This window comes from Terrimonas ferruginea DSM 30193, from assembly GCF_000425585.1.
In the GTDB taxonomy this organism is placed as follows: Bacteria; Bacteroidota; Bacteroidia; order Chitinophagales; family Chitinophagaceae; genus Terrimonas; species Terrimonas ferruginea.
In genome coordinates, this window is the sequence record NZ_KE384401.1 from 225718 (window position 1) to 250932 (window position 25215).

At 48.1% G+C, this 25215-nt stretch carries 25 protein-coding genes; 9 read left to right on the forward strand and 16 right to left on the reverse strand.

Annotated elements, in window-relative coordinates; all coding sequences use genetic code 11:
- Positions 1–62: 62 nt before the first annotated feature.
- Both H608_RS0118845 and H608_RS23025 read right to left on the reverse strand, forming a co-directional pair.
- Complete coding sequence (locus tag H608_RS0118845; RefSeq protein WP_028789046.1) at positions 63–563, reverse strand: RDD family protein; 501 nt, start codon at positions 561–563, stop codon at positions 63–65.
- A gap of 167 nt (positions 564–730) precedes the next feature.
- Positions 731–1930 carry a serine hydrolase domain-containing protein gene (locus H608_RS23025; protein WP_051268484.1) on the reverse strand — a complete coding sequence of 400 codons (1200 nt, stop codon included), beginning with the start codon at positions 1928–1930 and terminating at the stop codon, positions 731–733.
- A 165-nt stretch (positions 1931–2095) separates the two neighbouring features.
- Between H608_RS23025 and H608_RS23030 the strand changes: the two genes are divergently transcribed.
- Together H608_RS23030 and H608_RS0118860 are read left to right on the forward strand one after the other, a co-directional pair.
- Positions 2096–3169, forward strand: coding sequence for a sensor histidine kinase (locus H608_RS23030; RefSeq protein WP_081658954.1), 1074 nt, complete (start codon positions 2096–2098; stop codon positions 3167–3169).
- A complete protein-coding gene (locus tag H608_RS0118860; protein ID WP_028789047.1) occupies positions 3141–3842 on the forward strand; it encodes a LytR/AlgR family response regulator transcription factor in 702 nt (233 codons plus the stop codon). Before H608_RS23030 ends, H608_RS0118860 begins: the two co-directional genes overlap by 29 nt.
- Here the strand turns inward: H608_RS0118860 and H608_RS0118865 are convergent.
- The 4 genes from H608_RS0118865 to H608_RS0118880 all read right to left on the reverse strand — a co-directional run bounded on the left by H608_RS0118865 (position 3839) and on the right by H608_RS0118880 (position 7719).
- Positions 3839–4459: an HAD family hydrolase gene (locus tag H608_RS0118865; protein ID WP_028789048.1), complete on the reverse strand. Its 621-nt coding sequence runs from the start codon at positions 4457–4459 to the stop codon at positions 3839–3841. The genes H608_RS0118860 and H608_RS0118865 overlap by 4 nt on opposite strands.
- Entirely contained in the window at positions 4440–4721 is a 282-nt protein-coding gene (locus H608_RS0118870) for a SemiSWEET family sugar transporter (RefSeq protein WP_028789049.1), read from the reverse strand. Before H608_RS0118870 ends, H608_RS0118865 begins: the two co-directional genes overlap by 20 nt.
- 37 nt (positions 4722–4758) lie before the next feature.
- Positions 4759–6897 carry a glycoside hydrolase family 97 protein gene (locus H608_RS0118875; RefSeq protein ID WP_051268488.1) on the reverse strand — a complete coding sequence of 713 codons (2139 nt, stop codon included), beginning with the start codon at positions 6895–6897 and terminating at the stop codon, positions 4759–4761.
- 90 nt (positions 6898–6987) lie between these two features.
- On the reverse strand, positions 6988–7719 hold the full coding sequence (locus tag H608_RS0118880) for an LOG family protein (protein WP_028789051.1): 732 nt from the start codon (positions 7717–7719) through the stop codon (positions 6988–6990).
- A gap of 122 nt (positions 7720–7841) precedes the next feature.
- Here H608_RS0118880 and H608_RS0118890 point away from each other — a divergent pair, with 122 nt between their 5' ends.
- The 4 genes from H608_RS0118890 to H608_RS24180 all read left to right on the forward strand — a co-directional run bounded on the left by H608_RS0118890 (position 7842) and on the right by H608_RS24180 (position 9712).
- Positions 7842–8609: an exodeoxyribonuclease III gene (locus H608_RS0118890; protein WP_028789052.1), complete on the forward strand. Its 768-nt coding sequence runs from the start codon at positions 7842–7844 to the stop codon at positions 8607–8609.
- Between the two features lie 4 nt (positions 8610–8613).
- Entirely contained in the window at positions 8614–8928 is a 315-nt protein-coding gene (locus tag H608_RS0118895) for a DUF4286 family protein (protein ID WP_028789053.1), read from the forward strand.
- A gap of 296 nt (positions 8929–9224) precedes the next feature.
- Complete coding sequence (locus tag H608_RS0118900) at positions 9225–9494, forward strand: HU family DNA-binding protein (RefSeq protein WP_028789054.1); 270 nt, start codon at positions 9225–9227, stop codon at positions 9492–9494.
- A gap of 92 nt (positions 9495–9586) precedes the next feature.
- Positions 9587–9712 (forward strand): 30S ribosomal protein THX, encoded by a 126-nt coding sequence (locus tag H608_RS24180; protein ID WP_071836982.1) that lies wholly within the window; start codon positions 9587–9589, stop codon positions 9710–9712.
- Between the two features lie 78 nt (positions 9713–9790).
- Here H608_RS24180 and pdxH read toward each other — a convergent pair whose 3' ends face one another.
- Both pdxH and H608_RS0118915 read right to left on the reverse strand, forming a co-directional pair.
- Positions 9791–10441: a pyridoxamine 5'-phosphate oxidase gene (gene pdxH, locus H608_RS0118910; RefSeq protein WP_028789055.1), complete on the reverse strand. Its 651-nt coding sequence runs from the start codon at positions 10439–10441 to the stop codon at positions 9791–9793.
- A gap of 65 nt (positions 10442–10506) precedes the next feature.
- Positions 10507–11568, reverse strand: a complete 1062-nt coding sequence (locus H608_RS0118915; protein WP_028789056.1) for a coiled-coil domain-containing protein — start codon at positions 11566–11568, stop codon at positions 10507–10509.
- Positions 11569–11689: 121 nt separating this feature from the next.
- Here H608_RS0118915 and H608_RS0118920 point away from each other — a divergent pair, with 121 nt between their 5' ends.
- Positions 11690–12784 (forward strand): DUF3298 and DUF4163 domain-containing protein, encoded by a 1095-nt coding sequence (locus tag H608_RS0118920; protein WP_028789057.1) that lies wholly within the window; start codon positions 11690–11692, stop codon positions 12782–12784.
- A 167-nt stretch (positions 12785–12951) separates the two neighbouring features.
- Here H608_RS0118920 and pyrH read toward each other — a convergent pair whose 3' ends face one another.
- Entirely contained in the window at positions 12952–13662 is a 711-nt protein-coding gene (gene pyrH / locus H608_RS0118925) for a UMP kinase (RefSeq protein ID WP_028789058.1), read from the reverse strand.
- 273 nt (positions 13663–13935) lie between these two features.
- Between pyrH and H608_RS24475 the strand changes: the two genes are divergently transcribed.
- Entirely contained in the window at positions 13936–15762 is a 1827-nt protein-coding gene (locus H608_RS24475) for a hypothetical protein (RefSeq protein WP_038009119.1), read from the forward strand.
- 3 nt (positions 15763–15765) lie between these two features.
- Positions 15766–16848: a lytic transglycosylase domain-containing protein gene (locus H608_RS23895; RefSeq protein WP_051268490.1), complete on the forward strand. Its 1083-nt coding sequence runs from the start codon at positions 15766–15768 to the stop codon at positions 16846–16848.
- A gap of 166 nt (positions 16849–17014) precedes the next feature.
- On the opposite strand, the gene H608_RS0118940 is transcribed toward H608_RS23895, so the two are convergent.
- The 7 genes from H608_RS0118940 to H608_RS0118970 form a co-directional block, all read right to left on the reverse strand.
- Positions 17015–18397, reverse strand: a complete 1383-nt coding sequence (locus tag H608_RS0118940; protein ID WP_028789059.1) for a DUF5458 family protein — start codon at positions 18395–18397, stop codon at positions 17015–17017.
- Positions 18398–18434: 37 nt separating this feature from the next.
- Positions 18435–18920, reverse strand: coding sequence for a type VI secretion system tube protein TssD (gene tssD, locus H608_RS0118945; protein WP_155990257.1), 486 nt, complete (start codon positions 18918–18920; stop codon positions 18435–18437).
- A 27-nt stretch (positions 18921–18947) separates the two neighbouring features.
- Positions 18948–19400 (reverse strand): hypothetical protein, encoded by a 453-nt coding sequence (locus H608_RS0118950; RefSeq protein ID WP_038009122.1) that lies wholly within the window; start codon positions 19398–19400, stop codon positions 18948–18950.
- A gap of 95 nt (positions 19401–19495) precedes the next feature.
- Positions 19496–21976: an ATP-dependent Clp protease ATP-binding subunit gene (locus tag H608_RS0118955; protein ID WP_051268492.1), complete on the reverse strand. Its 2481-nt coding sequence runs from the start codon at positions 21974–21976 to the stop codon at positions 19496–19498.
- 42 nt (positions 21977–22018) lie between these two features.
- Positions 22019–23956 (reverse strand): hypothetical protein, encoded by a 1938-nt coding sequence (locus H608_RS0118960; RefSeq protein WP_028789063.1) that lies wholly within the window; start codon positions 23954–23956, stop codon positions 22019–22021.
- 14 nt (positions 23957–23970) lie between these two features.
- Complete coding sequence (locus H608_RS24195) at positions 23971–24597, reverse strand: PAAR domain-containing protein (protein WP_081658955.1); 627 nt, start codon at positions 24595–24597, stop codon at positions 23971–23973.
- A 26-nt stretch (positions 24598–24623) separates the two neighbouring features.
- Positions 24624–25214: a DUF4123 domain-containing protein gene (locus H608_RS0118970; protein WP_028789064.1), complete on the reverse strand. Its 591-nt coding sequence runs from the start codon at positions 25212–25214 to the stop codon at positions 24624–24626.
- Between the last annotated feature and the right edge of the window lies 1 nt (position 25215).

Consider the following 25215-nt stretch of genomic DNA (forward strand, 5'->3'; position numbering starts at 1 on the left):
CCCGTGGTTCGTGTATACACGAACCACGGGAAAAAACGTGGTGTCACTTATTTCAACTTTTATTATCTCGCTTTCACCACACGGGTCTTCGTCCAGCTATCATGCCATAGGCCGTTGCCGGACCAGATGCTGAACTGTTCAAACGGAACCAATCTGCACAGCGAACGGAGAAAAGCATCTTTGAAAGTCAGCTCTCCGCCATCGGCTCTGATGGCACGCGTACCGGAAAGGAGCTTGCCCAGCGTGTAACCCTTGAATACTTTTTCACAGATGGTGTAATAAATAAGGTAATTGAACAGGCCGATGCCGTAGCCGAACAGGAGCAGGTCGATGCTATTGTCTTCCTTGTAAGCTAATTCCATCATGTACTCCGGCGCTATGTTACCCAGAATATAACCGATTGAATAGCCTGTTACATAGGTCAGGCCGAAGCGCATCAGGAGGTTGTCAACAAAAAAATTGGCAAATCGCTGGCCGGTGGAAGCCTCTTCGTACTGGTCGAAAAGTTCAAGTTCGTCTGCCAGCGCAGACGCTTGTTGGGTGGGGAGGTTTTGGTCTTGCATAGCTCGCAAGATAATATAATCAGTCAATAGGTGAATAATGTGTTGTTGGGCTATAAGTAAACCAGCGCTTATTATCGATTTACTTCTCTCAACGCTCGTGGTTCGTGAGGACACGAACCAGGGGGTAAAATGAATACGTCATTCACCATTGACCATTGACCATTCACCTATTGACTCATTGACCTGCTCACCTCCGTCACCACCTGCTGCAACGACACGCCCTTTTTGGTCCAATGATAACCCAGCCGCACAATGATCGACTCATTGACAGGATTCACATAAATATATTGACCTAAGATGCCCAGTGCATAATAGCCGCGGCCTGCATAGGATACATAGAATTGTTTTAAACCGTTTTTGAGATAACTGTGCAGTGCGGGCCTTGCATATTTTCCACTCGATGCAGCTGTGACAGCCGATAACGAATCCGGGAATACCTCATAAGACCGGTTGCCCCAGAACTGGTTTTTATATCCTTCTTCCAACATCAGTTGCCCGGTCAGTGTACTGTCGACCCATGCTTTTGACACAACCTGTTTTCCGTTCCAGTCACCTTCTCGCAGGTACAAACGTCCGAGTTTGGCAAAGTCACGCGCGGTGGCATTTAATCCCGCATAAGCAATTTCCAAATGCCGTTTGTCGGTGTTCCAGGTGGCGGCATATTCCATTTGCAAAGGCTTCCAGATTTTTTCCGACATGTATTCCGCCGCCGTTTTGCCGGTTGCTTTGCTGATGATCATGGCCAGCAACAAGGTATTGATACTTTGGTATTCGGTCTGCATACCCGGCGCTTCCTTGATCTTTACTTTGTAAACGTGCGGTTTCATATTGGGGCGGAACGCCAGCTTGATGGAAGCATCTTTTAAACCGTAGGAACCTTCATCCCATTGCAGGCCGCTGCGCATGTCCAGTAAATGCTGAATGGTTATCTGCGCAAAACGCGGGTCTTTCTTCAGGAACTTCGGCAGGTAATTCGTCATCGGCTCGTCGAACGATTTGATCTTTCCTTCGTCGTGGGCAATACCGGTTAAGGTTGCCACAAATGATTTAACCAGGGAGAAAGAAGGCAACAGCGAACTGCGGTCAAAGCCATCGAAATATTTTTCGTATAAAATGGAGTCGTGGCGGATCACGAGGAATGCGGCAGTGCTGCTACCTTCCAGCGTTTTGTCCAGTTCTTCTCTCCACGGACCGGATTGATCGTGATCAGTAGCATCGGCAAAATGAAAAGCGTTGCCGTCATTTTTAATAGCAACAGATGGCAGGTTTTCATGCGAACGCAAAGTGAGTTTACGGTTTTTATAAGCCCTTACCATATAGCAGGATGAAAATAAGGGGAGGAGGAGCAGCAGGCTGAGGTATTTCATTTTTTATAAATTAATGTTTGATGACTCAAATGTTCACCACAACCGGCACGGCGTCAACAGAAATCTGCATACCACTGGTTTTTGTCTGCCAATCGGGCACAGTGGCCAAAACGAGGTTGCAGAGGAAATAAGCCCGTTGGCAGATGGCGGGTTTGTCCGGGTCGTATGAAGCACTATTTTCGCTATATGGGCCGGAAACAATTGATATTGGTTTATGCGATCTTTCTGTTTATGATGGTATGGGGATTTGATCTGCTTACTACCATTAAATATGGAGAGCCATACGATGTCACTGCATTCTGGAATATTTTCAACCTCTGCGCCTTGTTTTATGCGGGCAGTACATTATTGCTTGTACGCGCTGCCGGAATAAAATTTTATCGCAGCCGCCGCTATGCGTTATTATTACTGGGTTTGCTGGGTACGCTGATTTATTTTATGGCGGTGCGCTATCTTCTCGAGCAACTTATTTTGCCAAAGTTCTTTGAAGCACAAAACTATCCCTCGAACATTTCATTAAAGTATTTTATACTCGACAATACGTATTACGCATCGATCTATGTAGTACTGGGGGTGCTTTTTTTTCTATTGGAAAACCAGGCCTACAACGAAAAGAAACAAGCTGTGCTGCAACAGCAGACCCGCGATGCCGAACTCCAGTTTCTCCGTTCGCAGGTGAACCCGCATTTTTTATTCAATACGCTCAATAATATTTATTCGCTGGCTTATGAACGTTCAGAAAAAACGGCAGATGCTATTCTGCGCCTCTCCGACCTGATGCGGTATATGTTGTATGAAAAAAAACAGCAGGTAGCGATCCTGCGCGAATGGCAATACATCAGCAGCCTCGTGGAATTACAACGGCTGCGGTTTGAACATGAATTGCCGGTAGAGATGGAATTGAGCGGGAACGCAGATAAGACCTCCCTACCTCCGTATTTCCTTATTCCTTTTATCGAAAATGCTTTCAAGCACGGCGATTTTACGGACAACCGCATTCCGTTGCTCATCCGGTTGACGATTACAGACAACGGCTGGGAATTTGAAACACGGAATAAAATCAGCCACAAGAATAAAGACGCCATGGGCGGAGTAGGACTCGATAATATCCGCCGCCGGCTGGAGATTCTTTATCCCGGCCAATATAAAATGGATATCAATGACGGGGACGGGTTGTTCTCTTTACGTTTATCACTAAACAACAAAGCAGATGATCAGATGCCTGGTAGTAGACGATGAGCCACTGGCTCAGAACCTGCTGAAAAATTATATAGGGAAAATTGGCAGCCTCGAACTGGCCGGAGCCACCAGCGATGTGTTTGCCGCGCTGGATATGGCGCAGCAGCAAAAAGTGGATCTTATTTTCCTGGATGTGCAAATGCCCGAACTCACCGGCATTCAGTTCATGAAAATACTTGCGGGCAAATGCAAAGTGATTCTTACCACCGCTTACGAAGAATACGCGCTGCAGGCCTTTGATCTCGATGTGGTGGATTATCTGCTGAAGCCATTTTCTTTTGAACGTTTTGCGGCAGCTGTACAAAAAGCCCGCGAACGCCTGCAACCCCTGCAACGCGAAAACAATACGGCTGAACACCTTTTTATCAAAACTGAATACAAGATCGTAAGAGTGGCCGTGAAGGATATCCGCTACATGGAAAGTATGCGCGATTATGTTTCGGTTTATACGGAAAATGAACGCATCCTCACCTTACAGTCGTTGAGAACTTTTGAAGAGCAACTCCGTACCTCTTCGTTGATACGCGTACACAAGTCATATATCGTCAACCTTGACCGGATCGACAAGGTGGAGCGCAGGCGCATTGTGATCGGTGACAAATACATTCCGATAGGAGAGACTTACCAGGACGAAGTGAAGAAAAGATTACAGCAGGGCAATGGCTCCCTCTAAAGAACGCCCAGCTCTTTCAACGATCGTTCCAATGCAGCCGGACTGGTGAAATGAATGCTCCGTATACCCATCGCTTCCGCCGCTTTGATGTTGCGAACGTTGTCATCGATGAATAAGGCTTCGGACGGATTAAGGGCATACCGGTCCAGTAAACGCTGATAAAAGGCGGGCTCAGGTTTTCTCATTTTTTCTTCTCCACTCACCACGCGGCCGTCAAACCAATGAAGAAAGGCATAACGCACCAGCGCAATATCGAATAAGCCGGCCTGCCAGTTGGTAAGGGCATAGATCTTATATTGACCGGTTTCTTTCAACCGGCGGAAAATTTCAACGGTCTCCGGAATGGCGCCGCCAAGCATATCGGTCCAGCGGCCGTAATAGTCGCGGATGGCAGCTTCCCATTCGGGATATTGTGCTACAAGTTCCTGCGTGGCTTCCACGATCGAGCGGCCTTCGTCCTGCCGCTCGTTCCAATCCATCGAGCAGATTTTTTCCAGGAAGTGATCCCGCTTTTCGAGTGAATCGAAATAAGTGTCGTTGAACACATGACGCGGGTCCCAATTGATCAGCACGTTGCCGAGATCAAAGATGACAGCTTTAAAACGAGAGTTTTTCATCTTCCTTAGCGGAATACCGGAGTTTTAAAATGATCATGGTGAGTGACATAGAGAGGATCACCGCATTGGTGAGGATGATTACCCAGTTGGATAGCAACGCGCCATACACCACCCACATAGTCTGGTTCACCACGGCGATGATAAACATCATCATGGATACATCCTTTGCAGATTTCTCCTTTAATGTTTTAATCACCTGCGGCAGAAAAGTCAGTGAGGTGATAGCGCCGGCTGTGTAGCCAAGAATTTCTATTCCGGTCATGTCAGTTAGTTATAGCGGTAAAGCTACAAATAACCGGTCATTTATATTTTTTGATCCCCTTGGTTTCAGCAGCGGTTGCGGGCAACAGGCTGATAGCGGTTCCTCCACCAGGAGCCAGTTTCAGTTTTAGTGCGGTTTTCGATGTTACCACAAATTTTTCTACCACATAGGCTTCCGGGTTGCTCTTCCAATCCGCATTATCGGCATCGCGGTAAATGGTGGCGATATAGGTTTTGCCGGCATCGAGGAAATTCAACGGCGTGGTGAACTGACGCGCGTTTTCATCCGTGATAGCGCCGATGAACCAGCTATCCCTGCCGCGTGCTTTGCGTGCCGTGATGATGTAATCACCCGGCTCTGCGTCGAGAATGCGTGTTTCTTCCCAATCTGCCGCCACGTCTTTGATGAATTGGAAGGCAGGAAGATTGGCTTCATAGTTTTCCGGTAAGTCTGCCGCCATCTGCAAAGGGCTGTACATGGTTACATACAAAGCCAGTTGCTTGGTGAGCGTGGTATGTACCTGCTCTTTTTTTGTGGAGTCGTAGTAACTCATTTTTATTTTGAAAATGCCGGGCGTATAATCCATCGGACCACCCATCAGGCGGGTGAAAGGCAGAATGGTTTCATGTTCCGGAGGATTACCGGAACTCCAGGCATTGAATTCATTTCCTCTTGCTGCTTCACTGGCGATCCAGTTGGGGAAGGTGCGGTGTAAGCCGGTCAGACGAACAGACTCGTGCATGTTTACCATAATCTTATAACCGGCCGTCTTGCGTGCCACGCGTTCGAAATGACGGACCATCCATTGACCATCGTGGTGCTCGCCGCGCGGAATGATGCGGCCGACATAACCTGTTTTTACCGCATCATAATTATACCGTTTCATGAAACGGTAAGCCGTGTCCATCCAACGCTCGTAGTTGGTAACGGAACCGGATGTTTCGTGGTGCATAATGATTTTTACCTTCTTCGATTTAGCATAATCGGAGAGTTCCTGCACATTGAAATCGGGATAAGGCGTTACGAAGTCGAACACATCTTCTTTCCATTGTCCAAACCAATCTTCCCATCCGGTATTCCATCCTTCCACCAATACGCCGTCAAAACCGTGGCGTGCGGCGAAATCGATATAACGTTTCACGTTAGCAGTGTTGGCACCGTGCGGTACACGTGTGGCCTGTTGCGATCCTACCTGGCTGCCGCTGTAATCCCAACTGCTTTTGCCCACATGCATTTCCCACCAGATGCCGACATATTTCTGCGGATGAATCCAACTGCTGTCGCCGATTACGGAAGGATCGTTGAGGTTGAGGATGGTTCTGGATGAAAGAATATCAGGTGCCTTATCACTTACCAATACAGTGCGCCAGGGTGTTTTGGCCGGTGTTTGCAGATAAGCTTTATTACCTACCGCATCGGGCACCAGTTGTGTATGGAATTTAAGGGTTGCCTTGTCCAGCACCAGGTTCATTGCCGGATAATTCAGCAGTGCTGCTTCGTGAATATTAAGGTACAGGCCATCGGCTGATTTCATCATCAGCGGCGTTTGCACGGCATTTTTATCAAAGAAGGTTTTAGCATGAATCTCCTGCGCAGAGCCGCCACCCGATGCGTCGATCTTTGACAGCGGGCTCGTATAATACGCGTACTCGTTGGTATCGTAATCGCCGGGAATCCAGAAAGTCTTGTGATCGCCGGTCATGGCAAAGCCGGTGAGTTCGTCTGCTACCACGAAATGATGCAGGGCATCCTGCTGCGGAAATTCGTAGCGGAAGCCGACACCGTCATTGAATACACGAAACACGATCCGCAGTTTAACAGGTGTACCGCTTTTGTTTTGCAACAGGTAAGCAATCTCACGGTAATTATTGCGGATGCGGTGGTCTTCGCCCCAAACGGTTTCCCATGTTTCGTCTTTGCTGGTGGAGTCGATGCTTACGACGCTGAAACGATTGAGTTCGATCGCCGGCGTGGAAAGACGCAGGCCCAGGGATGAAAGGCCGACCGCTTCTTTGTTTTTAAATAACAACCGGTATTGCAGTTCTCCGGTATTGTTGAGAACCGTTTCCAGTTGTATGTAACCCGACGGGGAAAATGTTTTGAGGGATTGCTGGGCATAAAGCACAGCACTGGCAGTAAGGGCCAGCAGTAAAGCAAGCAATGTTTTCAGGCGCATCGTCAATAATTTGCGTGAAGATAATTAATATGTATAAAATACACATTAAAAAGCGGCAGATTGTTTATTGCCTCTCGGGAAGCTTGTCGCTCAGCGTTTTTCGAGGAAGATCCACTTACGTTTGCGTGGCTTCACTTTGTAGTTGGAGGTGATGTAGTGGCGGATATGGCTCATGGCCTCATCGTAATCGTCAGTGATGAGCACCAGGTCCATGTCCTCTTTGGAAATGGTACCCTTCTCGGCCATGTCTTCGATGGCAACCAGCAGATCTTTGTAATATTCTTTTCCAAACAACACAATCGGAAACTGCGTGATGGTTTTGGTTTGTACCAGGGTAAGTGTTTCGAAAAATTCATCCATGGTGCCGAATCCGCCGGGCATGATGATGAAAGCGTAGGAATATTTAATGAGCAATACTTTCCGGACAAAGAAATGTTCGAAGGTCACGGACTTGTGCAGGTAAGGGTTTTCGTGTTGCTCGAATGGCAATTGAATATTGCAGCCGATGGACTGTCCGCCATTTTCAAAAGCGCCCCGGTTGGCGGCTTCCATGATACCCGGGCCGCCGCCCGTCATGGTAGTAAATCCCAATTGTGCAATGCGTTTACCAAATTCACGTGCCTGCACATAATAGGGATGATCTTCTTTGAACCGCGCAGAACCGAATACGGTAATGCAGGGGCCGACAAAGTGCAGGGTCCTGAATCCTTTTATGAATTGTTTGAATACACGCCAGGCAAAACCCAGCTCATAACCGCGGCTCTTGGGTCCGTCGAGAAATACGTGTTCTTTGGCCGGTATGATACTTTCCTCATCACTCATGTACGGGTATTTTGAAATCGGTAAAACTAAGCAAAACTGTGCAGGACAAAAAGCTAAATCGCAGGAATACGTGCACTTGAAAAGCAAATTATCTGGTACATTTGGTGCCTAAATTCACGATCATGCGCATCATCAGTTATAATGTCAACGGTATCCGTGCGGCTATGAACAAAGGCCTCATGGACTGGCTGAAAACAGAACCCGCCGATATCATTTGTATACAGGAAACCAAAGCTCATCGTGACAATGTGAACTACCAGTTGTTTACGGACCTGGGATACGATGATTACTGGTTCAGCGCGCAGAAGAAAGGATACAGTGGCGTTGCCGTTTTTACCAAAATAAAACCCGATCATGTAGAGTACGGTACGGGTCACAAAGTGAGTGACGATGAAGGGCGCGTGATACAGCTCGATTTTGGCGATATCCGCCTGATCAATGCTTATTTTCCTTCGGGAACGAGTGGCGACGAACGGCAGACATTCAAATACGGATGGCTCAGTGAATTTCAGACCTATGTAGATAATCTGCGTAAGCAAAAACCAAAACTCATCCTTTGCGGTGATTACAATATTGCACACAACGAAATCGATATTCATGACCCGAAGGGCAATAAAAAATCATCCGGTTTTCTTCCCGAGGAGCGCGAATGGATGACGAAATTCCTGGAGTCGGGATGGGTGGATACTTTCCGTACATTTCACCAGGAGCCGCATCGGTACAGTTGGTGGAGTCAGCGTTTTCCGACTGTGCGGCTTAATAACAAAGGCTGGCGCATCGATTATATTTCGGTGACGGAAGCCCTGCGCGCCAATCTCGTGGCTGCGGATATTTATCCCGATGTGAAACACAGTGACCACTGCCCTGTTTACCTGGAATTAAAACCCTGATCCTATGGCTACGCAGATAATTTATAATGTAACCTCGCAGGTGAGTCATGCTATTGCCGATGCCTGGCTGCAATGGATGCGCAGCGAGCACATTCCCCGTATAGTGGCCACCGGTTGTTTTACGCATGCGGCCATTCTACGGCTGACGGAAGTAGACGACACGGAGGGGATCACTTATGCAGTGCAATATCATTCAGAGAGCAGGGAATTGTATAATCAATATGTGACCGTATTTGCCGTGGATCACCGGCAACTCGCAACAGATAAGTGGGGAGAAAGTTTTATCGCTTTCAATACGGTATTGCAGGTTGTGAATTGAGTGTGTAAAAGAATAAATCTTAATTTGGGTGAATGGAATTCGTTTGTATATTCCGCGGGAACCCTTGTCCAGTCTGCATTTGAACAGATTCCTCTGAAACCCGCTACCAGCAAGGCTTTCGTAGGCCAACGTTAAATCGGTGTTACATAATCTTTAACACTTCATCGGCTGGAATGCTTGCGGGGAGCGGGTTGTAGCCAATTTTACCAGGATAAAAAAAAGATATTTTTTTTTGATGGGTTAAAAAACGGGCTAATTTTGTCGCCGTTACTAATCATCTCAAAAAAATAAAGATCATGAACAAAGCTGAATTAATCGCCAAAATCTCGGATGACGCCGGTGTAACAAAGACCCAGGCTAATGCTGCCCTGGACTCTTTCATCGAAGCGGTTACCAAAACCCTGAAAGGTGGTGGTAAAGTTACCCTGGTTGGTTTTGGTACTTTCTCTGTTTCAAAGAGAGCTGCCCGTAATGGCCGTAACCCCCAGACTGGCGCTGTGATCAAGATCAAAGCTCGTAAAGTGGCTAAGTTCAAGGCTGGTAAAGAACTGTCTGCTAAAATCTAACGGATCCTACATCGCATTAAAAGCTCCTGTGCCGCTGTACCGGAGCTTTTTTCATTAACTTCGCACTTTAAACAAACTTTAAACAACACACAATGGGAAGAGGAGATAAAAAGACGGCAAAAGGAAAACGCTTCAAAGGTTCCTTTGGCAAAAGCCGCCCCGCCAATGCAACGAAGCCTGTAGCAGAGAAGAAAGCTGCAGAAAAGAAAAAAGACTAACCAATGATTTCCGCTTGATTAGTTGATAGGAAAATGCCTGTCAGCTAATCAACGGCGTGGTTCTATGGCTCCCGACTGTCAGGGAGCAAGCCGGTGAAGATCCCATTCACCGTTTTCTTTTAGTGTATATTCCAACCGGTCATGCAGGCGCGAGGGGCGTCCCTGCCAGAATTCCATCACTACCGGCCGCACCAGGTATCCGCCCCAGTGTGCAGGTCGTTCGATATTTTTAGCGGATTCGCTGACTTCTTTTTCCGCGGCAGCATATTTTTCCTCCAGCCATTCCCGGCTGCTGATCACCTTGCTTTGCGGCGATACCGCAGCGCCCAGCCTGCTTCCGGCCGGCCTTGATTGAAAATATTCCTCACTTTCTTCTTCACTTACCTTTTGCACCAATCCTGTTATGCGTACCTGCCGCTCCAGTTCTTTCCAGAAAAATACAAGACATGCTTTCGGATTTTCCGCAAGCTGTTTGCCCTTGAAACTTTCATAGTTGGTAAAGAACACAAATCCTTTCGGTGAAAAGCCTTTCAGTAATACGATACGGGCTGAAGGCACGCCATCGGCCGATGCCGTGGCCAGTGTCATCGCATTCACCTCCAGCAATTCCGATTGCCTGGCTTCCTGCCACCATTGGCCGAATTGTTCAAGGGGATCGGCCGCCACCTCGTTTTCGGAAAGCGAGCGGAGCGAATAGTTGATGCGGATATCTGCGATACGTTGATCCATGGCGGAGCATTTTTGATACCGCAAAGTTAAAGGCTGTAATGGATTTGAGGCTGATCGTTATCAGCTCATCCGTTTCTCCTGATCAGTTGATCGCGTTGTTCGGATACCATGTTGAGCATGCTTTCCAGCTCACCGATCCTGCGTAGTTGTGTTTCCAGTTTTTTATTGGCATCGGCTACCACCTGCAGGTCTTTATTGAGGTCTTCGAGGGAAGAAACTTTTTTCTGTAACTGCTGGCGTTGAAATTGCGCATCTTTCAGTTGCGCATCCATTTCCTGCAGTTCTTCCTGCAGGTGCTGGTAGTCGTTTTGCGCCACTCTCAGTTTGGTGCGGTGTTCTTCCAGTTCCTGCTGCGAACGCCGGTAGGCTTCCTGTAAATCTTCGTGATCCACATGTGCGGCACGTGAGGCGGAGAGTTGCGCTTCGAGATGGCTGAGTTTTTCCTGCAACAGGTTGAATTCGGAGTAAGCACTGTCGAGCATCGCTGTCATTTCCCTGGATAAATGCTCGCGTGTGCGGATGGAATTGATCTCGCTGTCTTTGTTGTCGAGTTCGGCCTTCAGTTCTTCCACTTCCATCGACAGGGCTTCGTTGCTGCGGAGTATTTCGCGTTGTTTTTCTTCCGTTTCCCGGATCACATCGATATTACCGAGGAGGCGGTTGATTTTTTCATTTTGTTCCAGCAGCCCGGCCTGCGCTTCTTGTAGTTGTGAGAGATAATCGGGAGGAGCAGCATTGGAAGGGCTGATGGGCGGCAAAGGATTTTTGCGCAGCAGCTCCAGTTCGGTAGTCAGTTGCTGGTTTTGCATCCGCAGCAATTCCACCTGTTGCTGTGCCTGTTTTTTCATCGACGATTGTTCCTCTGCTTCGATGGAATAGATGTTTACATTTTCTTCGGCTTCCGTTACCTGCTCGCGCAAACGCACCACTTCTTTTTCGCGCAGCGCCATATCATGCTCATAGCGGTGTTTCCATTCTTCGACAAGATGGTTCAGTTCATCCGACTGTTGCTCCTCCTGCGACACTTTCAGGCGTGCAGAAAGGAAATGATAAACTGTGGCACCCAATACAATGGCGCCAAACAGCAGAACAGCAATTTCCAGTAAACTCAACGATAACGTGCCCATAAACACCAATTTGCTTGTTTCTGAAACTATTAAAAATTAAGATAAAAACAGGGTAATAGTTTTTCACAGAGGGGCCAAGGCGCAAGATAATCCCTATTTTTAGTTTCTAAAAACCCTTTCTATGGGTAAAAAAATGAGTCTTCTTGCCCTTTCGGGTCTTTTTTGTCTCTATGCCTGCTCTCAGCAATACATTCGCCTGGAAGGTACGATCGGCAAATATCCTATCGCTATGCACCTGCATCAGCTTGCGAATGGTCAATATATCGGCTTTTACAACTATAAGTCTGCTGCCCAGCCGGTTTATTTGGCGGGTGTGGACAGTGTGAAGGGAGGGAATAAACAAATTCATCTTTATGGAATGATACCGGGTGATACGGCTGCCGAGCGATTTGTACTGAAGCGTAATGGCACAGATTATTCCGGCTCCTGGGAAAGCGGGCGCAAAGGCGTGGCAGGGTTGCCGGTAAAAACGATGGTGCGTAAACAGGAGATGTTTGCTACGCAAATGATCCACACGGCGAAAGAAGAGCCTTTGCACAAAGGAAAAGAAAACTCTCCGCGGGCGTCTTATGAAGTATTTGCCGTCAACCCCGTTGCAAAAACAATGCAACGGAAAGTATGTGCCTTGCTCGGCGACAGCACGGCAGGCGATATTGCCGCACTCGCAAAAGAGCAGCAGCAAACATTTTTCGCCAGCTACTATGCCGAAAACCAGGGTGTGGCAGACAGCGAGTGGATGGATCATCCGTATGCGTATAATAATGATGAAGTAACACAGGTGCTGGTGGCCTATGACGACGGGTATGTGGTGAACATGGCCACGACCTATTACGCGTACATGGGTGGCGCGCACGGAATGTATTCAACACGCTTTACGCCGGTGGATGTACATACCGGGAAAGAAATAAAACTGGACGAGGTATTGCTGCCGTCAGGAAAAGCAAAACTGAATAAGCTACTGGCGCGCCAGATAAGACTACAGGCGAAGCTGAAACCTAATGAACCTTTGACGGAAGCGGGTTTGTTTGAAGATAAAATAGAAGCGAACGATAATTTCTTCGTAACGGCAACAGGCATTGGATTTAACTATACGCCTTACGAAATAGCGCCCTACGCTGCGGGAGAGTTGCAGTATTTTATTTCTTTTAAAGACCTGGAGAAAGATCTTCAACCCATTTTTTTGAAAAAATGGGTTGAATTCAAAAATAAAAAGTAAAAATTCAAAAAACATTCCGGCTCCCGGAACGCGTGCAAACAAGCATGGTTCGTGTATACACGAACCATGGGAAAAATTTATAACCTATGCCCGAATTATCAGACGGCTGTTAACCTTACGCCTTCAGCCTTTCGCCTTTGAAATTTTCAAATCATCAAATTTTCAAACTATCTCACTAAGGTTCCCACCTTCTCACCTGTTACCACACGGCGCAAATTGCCTTCCTTATTCATATTGAATACGATGATCGGCAGGTTGTTTTCCATGCAAAGGGTAAAGGCGGTCATGTCCATCACACGCAGGTTGTTAGTCAGGCATTCCTGGAAGGTGATGGTATTGAATTTTGTAGCGGTAGGATCTTTTTCAGGATCGGCAGAATAAATGCCGTCAACGCGGGTGCCTTTGAGGATCACATCGGCGCTGATTTCGATAGCGCGGAGAGAACCTGCGGTATCGGTGGTGAAATAAGGGTTGCCGGTGCCGGCACCAAAAATAACCACACGTCCTTTTTCCACGTGACGGATAGCGCGGCGGCGGATATAGGGCTCAGCGATCTGTTCCATTTTAATGGCGCTCTGCAGACGGGTGTAAACGCCTACTTTTTCGAGGCCGGCCTGCAATGCCATGCCATTGATCACGGTGGCCAGCATTCCCATATAGTCGCCATGCGCACGTTCGATACCAGTTTCGGCTTCGTTCATTCCACGGTAAATATTACCGCCTCCGATCACGATGGCCACCTGCACACCCAGCTCTGTAATGGATTTTACGTCGCGGGCATATTGGGCAATCACATCGGAATCAAGGCCAAAGCTCTTGTCGCCCATCAGGGATTCACCGGATAATTTGAGAAGAATTCGCTTGTACTTTGGAAGCATACCGTGGATGATATTTAGGTTAACGAAATGAGGGCGAAGATAAGGTAAACAGCCGTTATAAGTTTTAAGTAATAAGTTTTAAGTTAAGTGAACAGCCCCCTGAAACTCAGGGGTGAATACGTCAAGATGTACCTCCGCTAGTTGAAGACGTGTTTTGAAAACTTACTACTTAAAACTTACTACTTATAACCGCTGTTTCTTTTCACCAGAATAAGTGAGGTTCATTTACTGGTCATTTTTGTACCTTTAGAATCAATTAACCATTGATCCATTATGTCATTTAGCAGGTCCGGGCCTTTTGGCTGGTTATTTTTTTTGCTGTTTGCCTCGCTGCCTGCGGCGGCACAGAACCTGAATGGTCAGCGCATAACCGTTGGCGCCGACGCTCCTGCCTTTCTTATTTTCAACGACGAAGTGGTCAATGCCGAATTCAGCACACCCGAAGGAACACGGCTCTACAGTTGCAAAGTGCGCAACAATAAGTCGATGTCGCTTACGTACAAGGGAGATGGAAAACAAGTGCCGGATAATATCGGCCTCACCGTGCAGGAAGGCAAACGCAACCACTATTTCATCATTTCCTTCAATAAAGATTACGATATCAATCGCGATCCTTCACTCTGGTACGATTACTCCAACCTGAAAGACTTAAAAAAGATCGCACAGAAATTAAGTACGACCAATAAAGACGATCTCGCCAAAATCGAAGAGGAAGAAAAAGAACAGGCGAAGAAAGAAGAAGAAAAACGCCAGTCGGATGTAGCCAAAGCTCAGCAAACGCGTGAACAGGAAGCCGAACGCATACGCAAGGAACTGAAGGAAATGGAGAAAAAAGATTCCAGGGCGCAACAGGAACTGGAAACGAAACTGACCAAAGCCAAAGAAGACGAACAGAAAAGAAACGAGGAAAAGAAAAAAGCGGCGGACGATGCCAAACAGAAAGAAGCCGAGCGGCTGAAAATAGAAGCATTGCTGAAACAGGAAACGGATCAGCATAAAAAAGACGATGAAACCGCCCGCAAGAAAGAGGAAGAAGAGCGCAGGAAAGCCGACCTGAAAGCAGCCGAAGAGAAAAAAGCCGCAGAACTGGCCGCGAAGAAAAAAGCAGAAGAGGATAAAAAACGTGCAGAAGAAATTGCGCGACTCAAAGAGGCGGACAGAATAAAAGCGGAAGCCGAACAAAAACGCCGGCAGGAAGAAGAACGCAAAAAAGCCGACCTGCAGGCACAGGCTGATGCCAAACGCAAAGCAGAGGAAGAGAAGAAACAACAGGAGATCGCCCGCAAGAAACAGGAAGAAGATACGCGCCGCGCACAGGCGGAAGCCAAGCGTAAAGAAGAAGAACGCATACTGCGGGAAGCCGCCGAGAAAGCAAAAGTGGAAGAAGAACGCCGCAAAAAAGAACACGAAGAAGCAGTGGCCCGCCTGAAAGCACTCGAAGAAGAAAAGGAACGCCAGCGCCAGGAGAAAGCCTACACACGCGCTGGTCTTTGGGAACGCTATGGCAGTAAAGGCATTAATATTTTCGATATACCTGACAAACAACCGCAATACGTCAATTCCGATTTTTACCTGACGGCGGATACACTGCGTAATTATCAATATTCCATGGAATTGCTGAAGGTGCCGGCCAACCTGGCTATCGCTTCGCAGGAAACCGTGAATGGCGGCGTATCGATGACACTGGAAAATATTGCCTTCAGCGGCCCCAATGCCTATTTTAAATTGAACATCAGCAACAAAAGCAAGGAAGACTTCCTGATGGGCGCCGCGTTGGTGCGCTGGTATAATGCCGATGAAACATACCGCAAACCTCTGCGTTGCAGCTACGTTACATTTATTCAAAGCTTCCCGATCGTCCGCCCCGGACAGGATACCCGTATTGTGGTAGTGATCCGCGATGCCAATATACAGGACGGCGATATGCTCAACATCAATATCGGCGAGCGCCGCGCAGACCGTAAAAACATGGACATTGTATTCGACGGAAAAGTATACAACAAGGAACGGATGAAGATTGAGAAGAAGCTGACACCCGATGATGCCGCTCCCGCAGCAACGGATTCCAAAGAAAAAAAAGGAAAGAAGAAGAAAAAGTGAGTTATGAAAAAACTGCGGCTGTCTTTTGTTTGCCTGCTGATTGCGTTTACACCGCTAACCGCCATAGCACAGGATCACAGCGTTTATTTTTGCGGCGAACGCATTCCGGTAGAGCGGAGTTTTGTAGCGGACAAACTGATGAACATCATCCGCAAACAGGTGCCGCTTGTGAACCTTCCCGCATTGCGCAAACGCGCACAACTCTATTTTCCCATTGCAGAAAAATACCTCCGCTTATTCGGCATTCCGGAAGACCTGAAATATTTACCGATCGTTGAGAGTGGTTTCATGGCCACGGTTCGTTCGGCGGCCGGCGCACATGGCTTCTGGCAGATCATGCCCGCCACCGCACGGCAGTACGGAATGGTGATGAATGAAGTGATAGATGAACGTGAAGACATCAACAAAGCAAGTGAAGTCGGATGCAAACTGCTGAAGTTTCATTATGACTTTTATAAAAAAAGGTACGGCGTGGCTTCGTGGACATTGTCCGCTGCTGCCTACAACAATGGCATCGGCAATATCGATAAAGCCATCCGCAAACAGGGCACCGATTATTTTTCCATGCAGCTCAACCCGGAAACGGCGGCTTATGTTTATAAGATCATTGCTGTAAAAGAGTTGTTTGAATACCCGGAGATTTACATGAAGAGTTTTGGGTACAATGTGTTCTCCACCACGGCTCCCAAGAAAATCAAAAAAGGTGGTGATGAAAATGATGAGGCGTTCAGGCAGATCGATCTGCAGGTGAGCAGCCAGGAGAATAAATCATTGGAGGAAAAGCCCAAGCCTCCGCGTTACGTGGTGGCGCATATTTCCGGTTCCCATAAAAAGTTCAAAGATGGTGATCTGATTAAGATCGTCGTGGATCAGGATATGACAACCAACCTCGGTTATTCCCGCAAAGGGTATACGTTCAGTGTTCCCGGCTGGATCATCGACGACCGCGTGTTCATGGACCTCGGCTACGGCCACAGCCTCACCTTATTCGACACCGATTTGAAGAAAGGCATAGCGCTCGAAGATCTGAAAAAGAAGAATGTGAATGTGATGCTGAAAAATACAGGATATCAGGAGGAGGAATAATTTGGTGATTTGAAAATTTGAAGATTAGGCAATGCTTATTGGTTCCCCATCAACCAATAAAAAACAGGCCCTTCTGAACGAAAGACCTGTACGAAAGTTTAATTATCAAATTTTCAAATCATCAAATTAAAAAAGCCCCTCGCCTCTGGCGGGGGCTTTTTTAAGATTATTTCTGCTGATCATACTCTGTTTCCCACTGCGTGCCGTCATCGCCTTTCTGACCATCCATTTTGATCATAAAGTTTTTGGCGGGGAAGTAAGGTTTCATGTGTATGTCCAGGTGAATGCGGTCTTTCTGAACAGGATCCTGCTCGAAGCGGCGGATCGTGAAGTCTTCGATGAGTTTGTCCGGACCGGTGATGCTGTCGAGGAAGCGCACGATCTGGCTCATGAGGTCTTTCCGTGTGTTGGCATTGAAGTTCTCAAATGCGCGACGGTTCAGGAAGTCCATCAATACTTTGGTTACGTAGTCGAATACGCGTACAACCGAATAGGTCTGCAGACCGAGGTTGTCGCCGTTGAAGAGAGTTTTGGCAGAGAAGGCCATTACTTTTCCGTATTCCTTAACCATGGGCACGAGTCCCATTTTTTCGAGGTTGGCGATCTCGCTTTTCTTGAGATCGAATTTAACACCGTCCACTTCGTTCATGCTGCCGAATTTCTTACCGGCAGTTACCTGGCTCATGAGTGTCTTGTAAATTTTACCAGCCAATGCACCGGAAGGCGGAACATAGAGGTCTTCGTCTTCACCCAGCTCTTCAAAGCGACCACGGCCCACGAGCCAGTTACAGGTCATCATCACGTTACTGCGGTACTTATCGCCGCCGGTGAGGTTGGCGATCTCGAACATTTCCATTACGTCATCGGGAGCGTCGAGGTGTTCGAAGTCGGTTACCAGCATTACTTTATTCTCATGCGCCATTTTAGCCCATTTTTCCACAACCTTATTGGAGCCGAGATAACCGGGAACGATGAGAATGCTGTAGTTGCTGCGCAGATCCAGGCGGTCGTAGTTCTGTTTCAGCTCTGCGTTGATGAAATCGATGAAACGGGTATTGTCGAGGTCCTTCAACTGATCGGGTTCACAGTTGATGAAGGAAACGTTTTTAAGTTTATCGCTTTCGGAGTTTTTGAAGAACAGCGCCACGTTGCGGTAGGACCGCTCGAGTTCGCGTGTTTCTTCTACCGCTTTGGCGAGGTTCTTCTCAAGCACTTTCTGGCATTGTTCGGCTTTCTCTTCGCTGAGGTTCACCATGTCAGAAATCTCGCTGTTGGACTCCAACACTTCTGCCCAGATGGAAAGGGCGCGTTTGAGTGCTTCGCGTTCGCTTTTCTTTTGATTTTCCGTCAGGAAGATATTCCGGCGTGCTTTACGGTCCGGGTTGAGGTTGGCGGCGCCCTCGATGGAAGATTCAATCAGATCAAACCCGCCGAATTTGGCCAGTTTTTCTGTACCGCGCTTCAAGAGTTCCAGCGGGTTTCCCACCGGCTGGCGTTCCTTTACCTGCTCTGGCTGGGGTGCCGACTGTTGTTGCAACTCTTCACTCATAGTATCGTGTTTTGTTTAATGTTGGGGATGGGGTTAGTTAGTCGGCAATAAAGCTGGCGATAGGCGCGTTGGCCGTCTCGGTGCTGCCGGATGATGATGATGATCCGGAACTTCCTCCTTTGCTGCCATTGGTATATACCGGTGTTTTAACTACATACTTGTCATTGATCTTTACACACATGGCTGATAACATGATCTTCAGCGTCATAGGTACTCCTTCGTTATCAGAATAATCAGTGTTGTATCCTATGCAGTAAGCATCTTCAAAAGCAATGGTTTTGCCGATGGCAGATGCATCACGCTTGAAGAAAGTAACCTGTCCGTTCTTTTTCATTTTCGGACTGGTTGCCCATTCTGATATCTCATCGTCTTTGCCAGATGACTCGATCACAATGCTCAGTACATCGCAGCTTACACGATCCCTGGGTACACCATACTGATCGGTTTGCTGATGAATGTTCATACTAAAGGACAACACATTGTATGAGTTGTTCCCAAGTACGAGTGTTGATTTAAATGACATGTCGCAGGTTTAATGATTAAGGGTCGGTTACTGGTGATTGTCCAGGTCGGCTACCATTCCATTGATCGCATCGAGCAGGGCCTGCTTTGCTTCAGGATCGGCCAATGCGGTTTTCAGGATCTTGTTCGATTTCAGTTGTTTGATGATCTTCAGGTATTCTTCTTTTTTGGCCGCATTGTCTTTCAGAAAAGCACTCTGCGCCGTAATACCTTTTGTACCGAAGTCGCCAAGCGTATTGAAAGAAAGTGATTCTTTCCTTGTCTGTCCGCTTGCATCTTCGAAGTCAACACCGATCTCCGGTTTGAAATGTTCGAATACCTGTTCAATGGTCTGGAGTCCATGCACCACTTCGGGTTTTACCGGAGCATCCTTGGTGAGTTTTTCTGCCATCAGTGTGCGGTTCTGCGGAATGTCCACAAACGCCTCACTGGCATCGGTTTTCACCTCGGTGCCGCCAATACCGTAGTTACTGTCCATCATGGTTGTTGCATTTAAGTTTTGATATTGAAAAATTACGATTTTTTCCCGGTAAGTTTCACTACTTCAAAATTCAGGCCTGCTTTATGTTTGCGACCTTATTTTACGCTCCATATCAGTTCTTTATGGCCATTTTTTTCTTCCACGTCCACCGTTACCTCGCTGCCTTTACTGATTTCTGCATTGATGATCATACGGCTGAGCGGTTTGCGCAGCCAGGTTCTGATCGCACCTTTCAACGGACGCACACCGTATTTAGGGGTAAACCCTAGATTAGCCAGGTGTTCTTCCGCTTCCGGCGTTACATGAAGGGCTATTCCCTGTTGCTCCAGTTGTTTGACCAGCGGTTTCAGGTGAATATTGAAGATGCGCACCACATTCTCTTTGCTCACGGGCGCAAAAGGAACGATCTCCGTCACCCGCGCGAGGAACTCCGGCCGGAAATAACGCGCCATGATCTCCAGCAGTTCGTCCGAGCGCGGGATCGTGCCTTCCCCGAATTGCTGAATGATGTGTTCCGCACCAATGTTGGAAGTAAAAAGGATAACCGCATTGGAGAAATCACCTTCCTTGCCTAACCGGTCGTGCATGCGGCCTTCGTCGAGTATTTGCAGGAAAATATCGAATACCGACGGATGCGCTTTTTCAATTTCATCGAACAATACGATCGCATAAGGTTGCTGCCGTATTTTATTTACCAGCATGCCGCCTTCTTCATAGCCCACATAACCCGGAGGGGCACCATATAACAAAGCGGCAGAATGCTCTTCTTTAAATTCCGACATGTCAAACCGGATGATCGAGTTTTCATCCTGGAAAAGGAATTCAGCCAGCGACTTGGCCAGTTCTGTTTTACCGGTACCTGTTGGTCCGAGGAAGAAGAACGAAGCGATAGGCTGGCCCGCTTTGTTCAGTCCCGATCTTGATTCAAGGATGGCATCGGAAACCGTTTTCAAAGCATGGTCCTGGCCGATCACACGCTGACGCAAATGATCTTCCATGCTTACGAGGCGCTGCTGTTCTTTTGTTTGTATTTTACCAATGGGAATACCGGTTACATTCGCTACCACCGCGCTGATATCCATCGCGTCGATGCTTTTTTTCTCTTCGGCGGCTACACCGGCAAGACTGGTAAACAGATCTTCGAGGTAGGCTTTCATTTCTGCCGGCTCGAGTATTTTCTTGAATTCTTTTTCTTCGTTATAACGCGCCAATAACACGGGACTCAATCCTGTTTGTGCTTCGTGATACAACCAGCGCAGGTCTTCCTCTTTGGCATCTTCAAATTCGGTCAGGCGTTTTTGCAATTGCTCCACATCCGAACGCGACGTGTCGGTCATCATGCGGGTAACGGCAAGCGTACGGTCGAGCAGATCGAGTGCGGAATCGGGCAGCTTGCGTTCCTTGATGAAACGCCGCGCCAGGCGAATGGCTTCTGCAAATACCGCATCTTCAATTTCGAGGCTGTGGTGTGTGGCAAAATGAGGGGCCTGGTTGCGCAACATTTTTTCAGCAATGGTACTGTCCGGCTCCTGCACTTTCACTACTTCAAAACGGCGGCTGAATGTTTCATCTTTTTCAATGCTCTTACGGTATTCATCGAGTGTGGTCGTGCCGATCACCGTCAGAAAACCTTTGGCAAGTTCTGCTTTTAAAATACTTGTGGCGCCGCCGTTGGGATTGTTGCGGTCGATCAGGGTATGAATTTCATCGATGAACAAAACGGGTTTTTCGAGTGATGATAATTCACGGATGATTTTGCGCAGGCGGTCTTCTATTTCGCCTTTGTAGGAGGCACCTGCGAGCAACGCGCCATTGTCCAGTTCATAAATAGAAATATTCCGGAGATGAAGCGGTACGTGTCCGTTAGCAACGGCCAGTGCAAAACCGTTGAGCAGTGCCGTTTTGCCCACGCCTGCTTCTCCGGTGATGATGACGTTTGATTTACTTTTGCGGCTGATGATCTCGCAGATCTGGCGGATTTCTTTATCGCGTCCGATCACTTCGTGCAGCGTGCCGCCTGCCGCTTCCGCCAGTTTATCGATACAATATTTTTCAATGGCATCTGTGCCGGCCTGCGGCATCGCCGGTGCATAACCATTTGCAGGCTTGCCGTTACCGGCAGCTTTGGGTGCTTTGGCCGTGCTTTCAAACCACTGAAGCACCTGCGCCGAACTTATCGGGAATGTTTTTAATTGTTCATACGCAAAAGCAACACCTGGTGTGGCGAGTGCAATGAAAAGACATTGTGGTTCCAATGCCGCGTAGCCCAATTTCGTTTGCAAATGGTCTGCTTCGGTGAACATGGGTCCCATGTCTTCATCAGCATCGGGTTCGTCAGACACACGGGAAGAGCGCGGGTATTCTTCGATGCGGATCTCGGCCCATTCCTCGATATAATACACATCCACGCCTTTTGATTCGAGGAACTTCAATAACGGGAGGTCTTTGTGCAATAAGGCTTTCAGTAAATGTCCGGCCGCATAATGGTCGTGCATGTTTTCGCGTGCGATGCGTGCCGCGATATGCAGGGCCTGTTGCGCCTGTGCAGAGAAACTGTATTGAGTAAGCAGGGACATACGCTGGGTTTAATTGATTGTATAGTTCATCTTATCCGGTGCTTATGCAGCGGCTGGTTCTTTTTCTTCTATAGGTTGTACAGCTTTTACATTTTCTTTTTCCTGTGCTGTTTTGCGCACCCAGTTGTTGTTGGCAACGTCAAATTCATAGCCGCGCCCCTGCATAAAAATATCCAGGCCGGTCTGCTGATCGATCAGTTGTCTTACGGTGGGGTGCATTTGTTTCAGCACCAGGTTATGACTGTTATAAATAAAATATAAACTGTTCAATGAATCGTCGATAGGAAACTGTTTGCTATCGAGGTATCCTTTTACTCTTGAAAAGGCTCCGTCAAATCTTGTGATAGCTGTGCCCAATCCGATTTTTTCGGGATCGGGGTCATCCGTTTTGTCGAAATCAAAACCTGCGCGCACATTGCTCATAAGCGATTTGAGCGGACCGGCGGCTTTTTCACCGGTGAGTGTTTCCAGAAATTTATTGGCGCCGGACAAGGGCAGATAACTCAGCAGCTTGGCGTACAGCGCTTTTTTCGTGGGCAGCATCGGCAATGTCATGGCACCGATGGCGCCGGCAAGTGCGGCTTTCGATTCGGCATCGAGCTGACCGATATCCTGCTGTTGTTTTTTTGTACCGGATTGAATTTGTTTGTGCGCATCACCGACCAGCACGGCGGCCTGTTCCGGTTTTTTCTCGGCGGCTTTCTGCTGAAGGATTTTTATATAATCTTCATCTACATCCAATGGTTGTACGGCCACACCGGCGGGTGCATATACTTTGGTAACGCCGGCTTTTTCCAACACCTGTTTGGACAAAGCTTCGGCTGCCGGTGTTTTTGGCTGGAACACATTCAGCGAATCGGTAAGTGCATTGAAAACGGGAACGATGCAATTGAAAAACTTTTCGATGGGGAGTTTGTCGGTACTGATGCCGAATCCGTCTTTCATTTTTTTCAAATCCTCCTTTACAAAACGGCTGATGCGGTCGGCTGCTTTACCGGGTACGGCGTCATAACCTTTTACCACATTGGCAAACTCGGGGATATCGTCGAGGCTGATCATTCCCGGTGCTTCGTCGATCAGTTTTTTAACGAGGCCGAGCATTTCTTCGATCATCGAAGTAATCTCATTCTTAGCGCTGTCGAATGCGTCCAATACTTTTTTATTGTCCTCACCGGTGCCCATTTTGTGATCTCCCAGTACAAAGGCGAGCGCTTTGATGAGGTGGAGCATAATGTTGCCGGTGAAATAAGAGAACAAATCGGCATTGCTGGTTTCGATGTATTTGCGGAGTTTATCGGCCGGTTCAAAATATTGAACGGCCTGCTGCGTAAGATCATAACGGCTGCCGTAGTTGACGCGTTTGGCGCCATCCGCCACAGCGGGATCGACAGTATGAATATCGCGGTACAAAGGTGTGCCGATATAGATGAGTGACCTGACGGTCCATTTTCCTTTTTTAAGATCGTCGGCATCTTTTAATAAGGATGCGGCTTCGTTGGCAATGTTGCCTCCTTGTCCGAGGCCTACAAAATGAAAAGCGGAACTATAACCGCTCCATCCGGCGATTTCGGAGTTTATCTTATTGTAAAGTTTTTGTCCTTCGCTCTTGCGCTTGTCGGCGGTGCTGTCGTCTTCATAGTCGTAGATGAGCACTTTGTTTTCTTCGTTCATCAGCGCCATGTCTTTGTCCATGGCGTCGAGGATTTTGTCCCAGCCTTTTCCGTATTCTTTGTAGTAGGTGTAATCTTTATCGGATTTTTTTTCCGCTCCTTTTTCTTCTTTGATGAAGCCGGGCACGTAGGAGGTAACGCTGTCAACGGCGGAAGAGGCTGCGGAGGCGGCTCCGGCTACGCCGCCAAGCATACTTTCGGCGCCGCCCATTCCGGCGGCATTGCCGGGTTTATAGCGCACGATCACCAGCAGTTGTCGCAGGTGAATATCCTGGAAGTCCTGGGAGGTATTTTTTTCGTTTCCTGCCATAGCCAGCGGCTTGCTTATTCATTAAAAAAGGTGGTGCTGCAATCGGCAACAGTATACCCGGAAAGTTGCTCAGTCTTGCCGGAGCTGTCGGTCTTGCCGGAATGTACTTGTCCGTCACTGGTTCTTATCTCGTATTTCTGTCCGGCTTTCGCCTTTCCGGCTTCGTCTACCAGCGAAAACTGGGCCGTAAAATCTTTTTTATCAGTTCTTTCGGCGGTGTCGTCGCCGTTTTTAGCGGCATTTTTCAGTGCATCGCTGTTGCTGATGTCGGTTGCCTGTCCCGCACCGGTGTTTTTGCCCGTACCATTTCCTCCTGCTCCGTTCGCTCCGCCGGACCCGCTGCCACTTTCGCCGATGAGTACGGTGGCAGCGCCTTTAGTGATAGTGCCTCCGTGTGCGGTCATGTCTCCCATGCGCGCTGCCGGCTGGCCGCCAATATAAACCCCCGAGCTGCCCATCATGATCGTATCGGGAGGGCCAGCACATTGGCATACCGTTCCCATCACTGCAGCGGGTACTCCTTCGATAAGCACGGTACTAATGGCGCCCAATGGCATTACGGGGCCACCCACATGTGGCTTTACGCCATCCACCATTGGACAGACATGAAGATCACCGACTCGTGCTGCGGGCTTACTCATTTTACAATTTTATTATATGACCGCACTTAATCCAGGAAAAACCTGCGGCGCGGCGTTTTTGTTGCTTCTGTTTGCTCTTCCTGCGGTGGCGGTTCTGTTGCGGGCTGTTCAGGATGCTGGTCCGGTTGCCCGTTAAATAATTCGGCGGCGGTAATTGTTTTGTTTACCGTGCGGTGCTGTTTATTAAGCGTCCGGCAGGTAAACGAAGTGGCATCATCGCCGGCAGTACAGATACTGGTCAGGCTATCGCCAAAAAGGCGGAAAAGTTCTTCGCCTGAGGCGTTGTTCAGGTAGCGGTTCATTACCCGGGCATCCCATATCCGGAAAAAATGTTCTTTGCCGTCGATGGTTTTGTAAATGAATGCCTGCAGGTGAGCGGCCAGCAATTCGGGTGGGTCCGGCGACTCGAGAAACAGGCAATGATCCAATGAGATCAGCGGCTGCTGCTGAAGACGTTGAAACGGGTTGTCGTTTATGACAAACAACCAAGGTGCGGCGTCCCACAATTTCTCATCTTTTGTTCCTTCCAATAAGAAGCGATGTACGGGGTAGGCCTGCTGCAATTGCAGCAGTGTGTACTCGTTATTAATGGCCGGATCAAAGCAGCAGTAGCGCATC

Excerpts from the sequence above, each read along its gene's own strand:
- H608_RS0118845 (WP_028789046.1), bottom strand. The coding sequence starts at position 563 with ATGCAAGACCAAAACCTCCCCACCCAACAAGCGTCTGCGCTGGCAGAC.
- H608_RS23025 (WP_051268484.1), bottom strand. The coding sequence starts at position 1,930 with ATGAAATACCTCAGCCTGCTGCTCCTCCTCCCCTTATTTTCATCCTGC.
- H608_RS23030 (WP_081658954.1), top strand. The coding sequence starts at position 2,096 with ATGAAGCACTATTTTCGCTATATGGGCCGGAAACAATTGATATTGGTT.
- H608_RS0118860 (WP_028789047.1), top strand. The coding sequence starts at position 3,141 with ATGATCAGATGCCTGGTAGTAGACGATGAGCCACTGGCTCAGAACCTG.
- H608_RS0118865 (WP_028789048.1), bottom strand. The coding sequence starts at position 4,459 with ATGAAAAACTCTCGTTTTAAAGCTGTCATCTTTGATCTCGGCAACGTG.
- H608_RS0118870 (WP_028789049.1), bottom strand. The coding sequence starts at position 4,721 with ATGACCGGAATAGAAATTCTTGGCTACACAGCCGGCGCTATCACCTCA.
- H608_RS0118875 (WP_051268488.1), bottom strand. The coding sequence starts at position 6,897 with ATGCGCCTGAAAACATTGCTTGCTTTACTGCTGGCCCTTACTGCCAGT.
- H608_RS0118880 (WP_028789051.1), bottom strand. The coding sequence starts at position 7,719 with ATGAGTGATGAGGAAAGTATCATACCGGCCAAAGAACACGTATTTCTC.
- H608_RS0118890 (WP_028789052.1), top strand. The coding sequence starts at position 7,842 with ATGCGCATCATCAGTTATAATGTCAACGGTATCCGTGCGGCTATGAAC.
- H608_RS0118895 (WP_028789053.1), top strand. The coding sequence starts at position 8,614 with ATGGCTACGCAGATAATTTATAATGTAACCTCGCAGGTGAGTCATGCT.
- H608_RS0118900 (WP_028789054.1), top strand. The coding sequence starts at position 9,225 with ATGAACAAAGCTGAATTAATCGCCAAAATCTCGGATGACGCCGGTGTA.
- H608_RS24180 (WP_071836982.1), top strand. The coding sequence starts at position 9,587 with ATGGGAAGAGGAGATAAAAAGACGGCAAAAGGAAAACGCTTCAAAGGT.
- pdxH (WP_028789055.1), bottom strand. The coding sequence starts at position 10,441 with ATGGATCAACGTATCGCAGATATCCGCATCAACTATTCGCTCCGCTCG.
- H608_RS0118915 (WP_028789056.1), bottom strand. The coding sequence starts at position 11,568 with ATGGGCACGTTATCGTTGAGTTTACTGGAAATTGCTGTTCTGCTGTTT.
- H608_RS0118920 (WP_028789057.1), top strand. The coding sequence starts at position 11,690 with ATGGGTAAAAAAATGAGTCTTCTTGCCCTTTCGGGTCTTTTTTGTCTC.
- pyrH (WP_028789058.1), bottom strand. The coding sequence starts at position 13,662 with ATGCTTCCAAAGTACAAGCGAATTCTTCTCAAATTATCCGGTGAATCC.
- H608_RS24475 (WP_038009119.1), top strand. The coding sequence starts at position 13,936 with ATGTCATTTAGCAGGTCCGGGCCTTTTGGCTGGTTATTTTTTTTGCTG.
- H608_RS23895 (WP_051268490.1), top strand. The coding sequence starts at position 15,766 with ATGAAAAAACTGCGGCTGTCTTTTGTTTGCCTGCTGATTGCGTTTACA.
- H608_RS0118940 (WP_028789059.1), bottom strand. The coding sequence starts at position 18,397 with ATGAGTGAAGAGTTGCAACAACAGTCGGCACCCCAGCCAGAGCAGGTA.
- tssD (WP_155990257.1), bottom strand. The coding sequence starts at position 18,920 with ATGTCATTTAAATCAACACTCGTACTTGGGAACAACTCATACAATGTG.
- H608_RS0118950 (WP_038009122.1), bottom strand. The coding sequence starts at position 19,400 with ATGATGGACAGTAACTACGGTATTGGCGGCACCGAGGTGAAAACCGAT.
- H608_RS0118955 (WP_051268492.1), bottom strand. The coding sequence starts at position 21,976 with ATGTCCCTGCTTACTCAATACAGTTTCTCTGCACAGGCGCAACAGGCC.
- H608_RS0118960 (WP_028789063.1), bottom strand. The coding sequence starts at position 23,956 with ATGGCAGGAAACGAAAAAAATACCTCCCAGGACTTCCAGGATATTCAC.
- H608_RS24195 (WP_081658955.1), bottom strand. The coding sequence starts at position 24,597 with ATGAGTAAGCCCGCAGCACGAGTCGGTGATCTTCATGTCTGTCCAATG.
- H608_RS0118970 (WP_028789064.1), bottom strand. The coding sequence starts at position 25,214 with ATGCGCTACTGCTGCTTTGATCCGGCCATTAATAACGAGTACACACTG.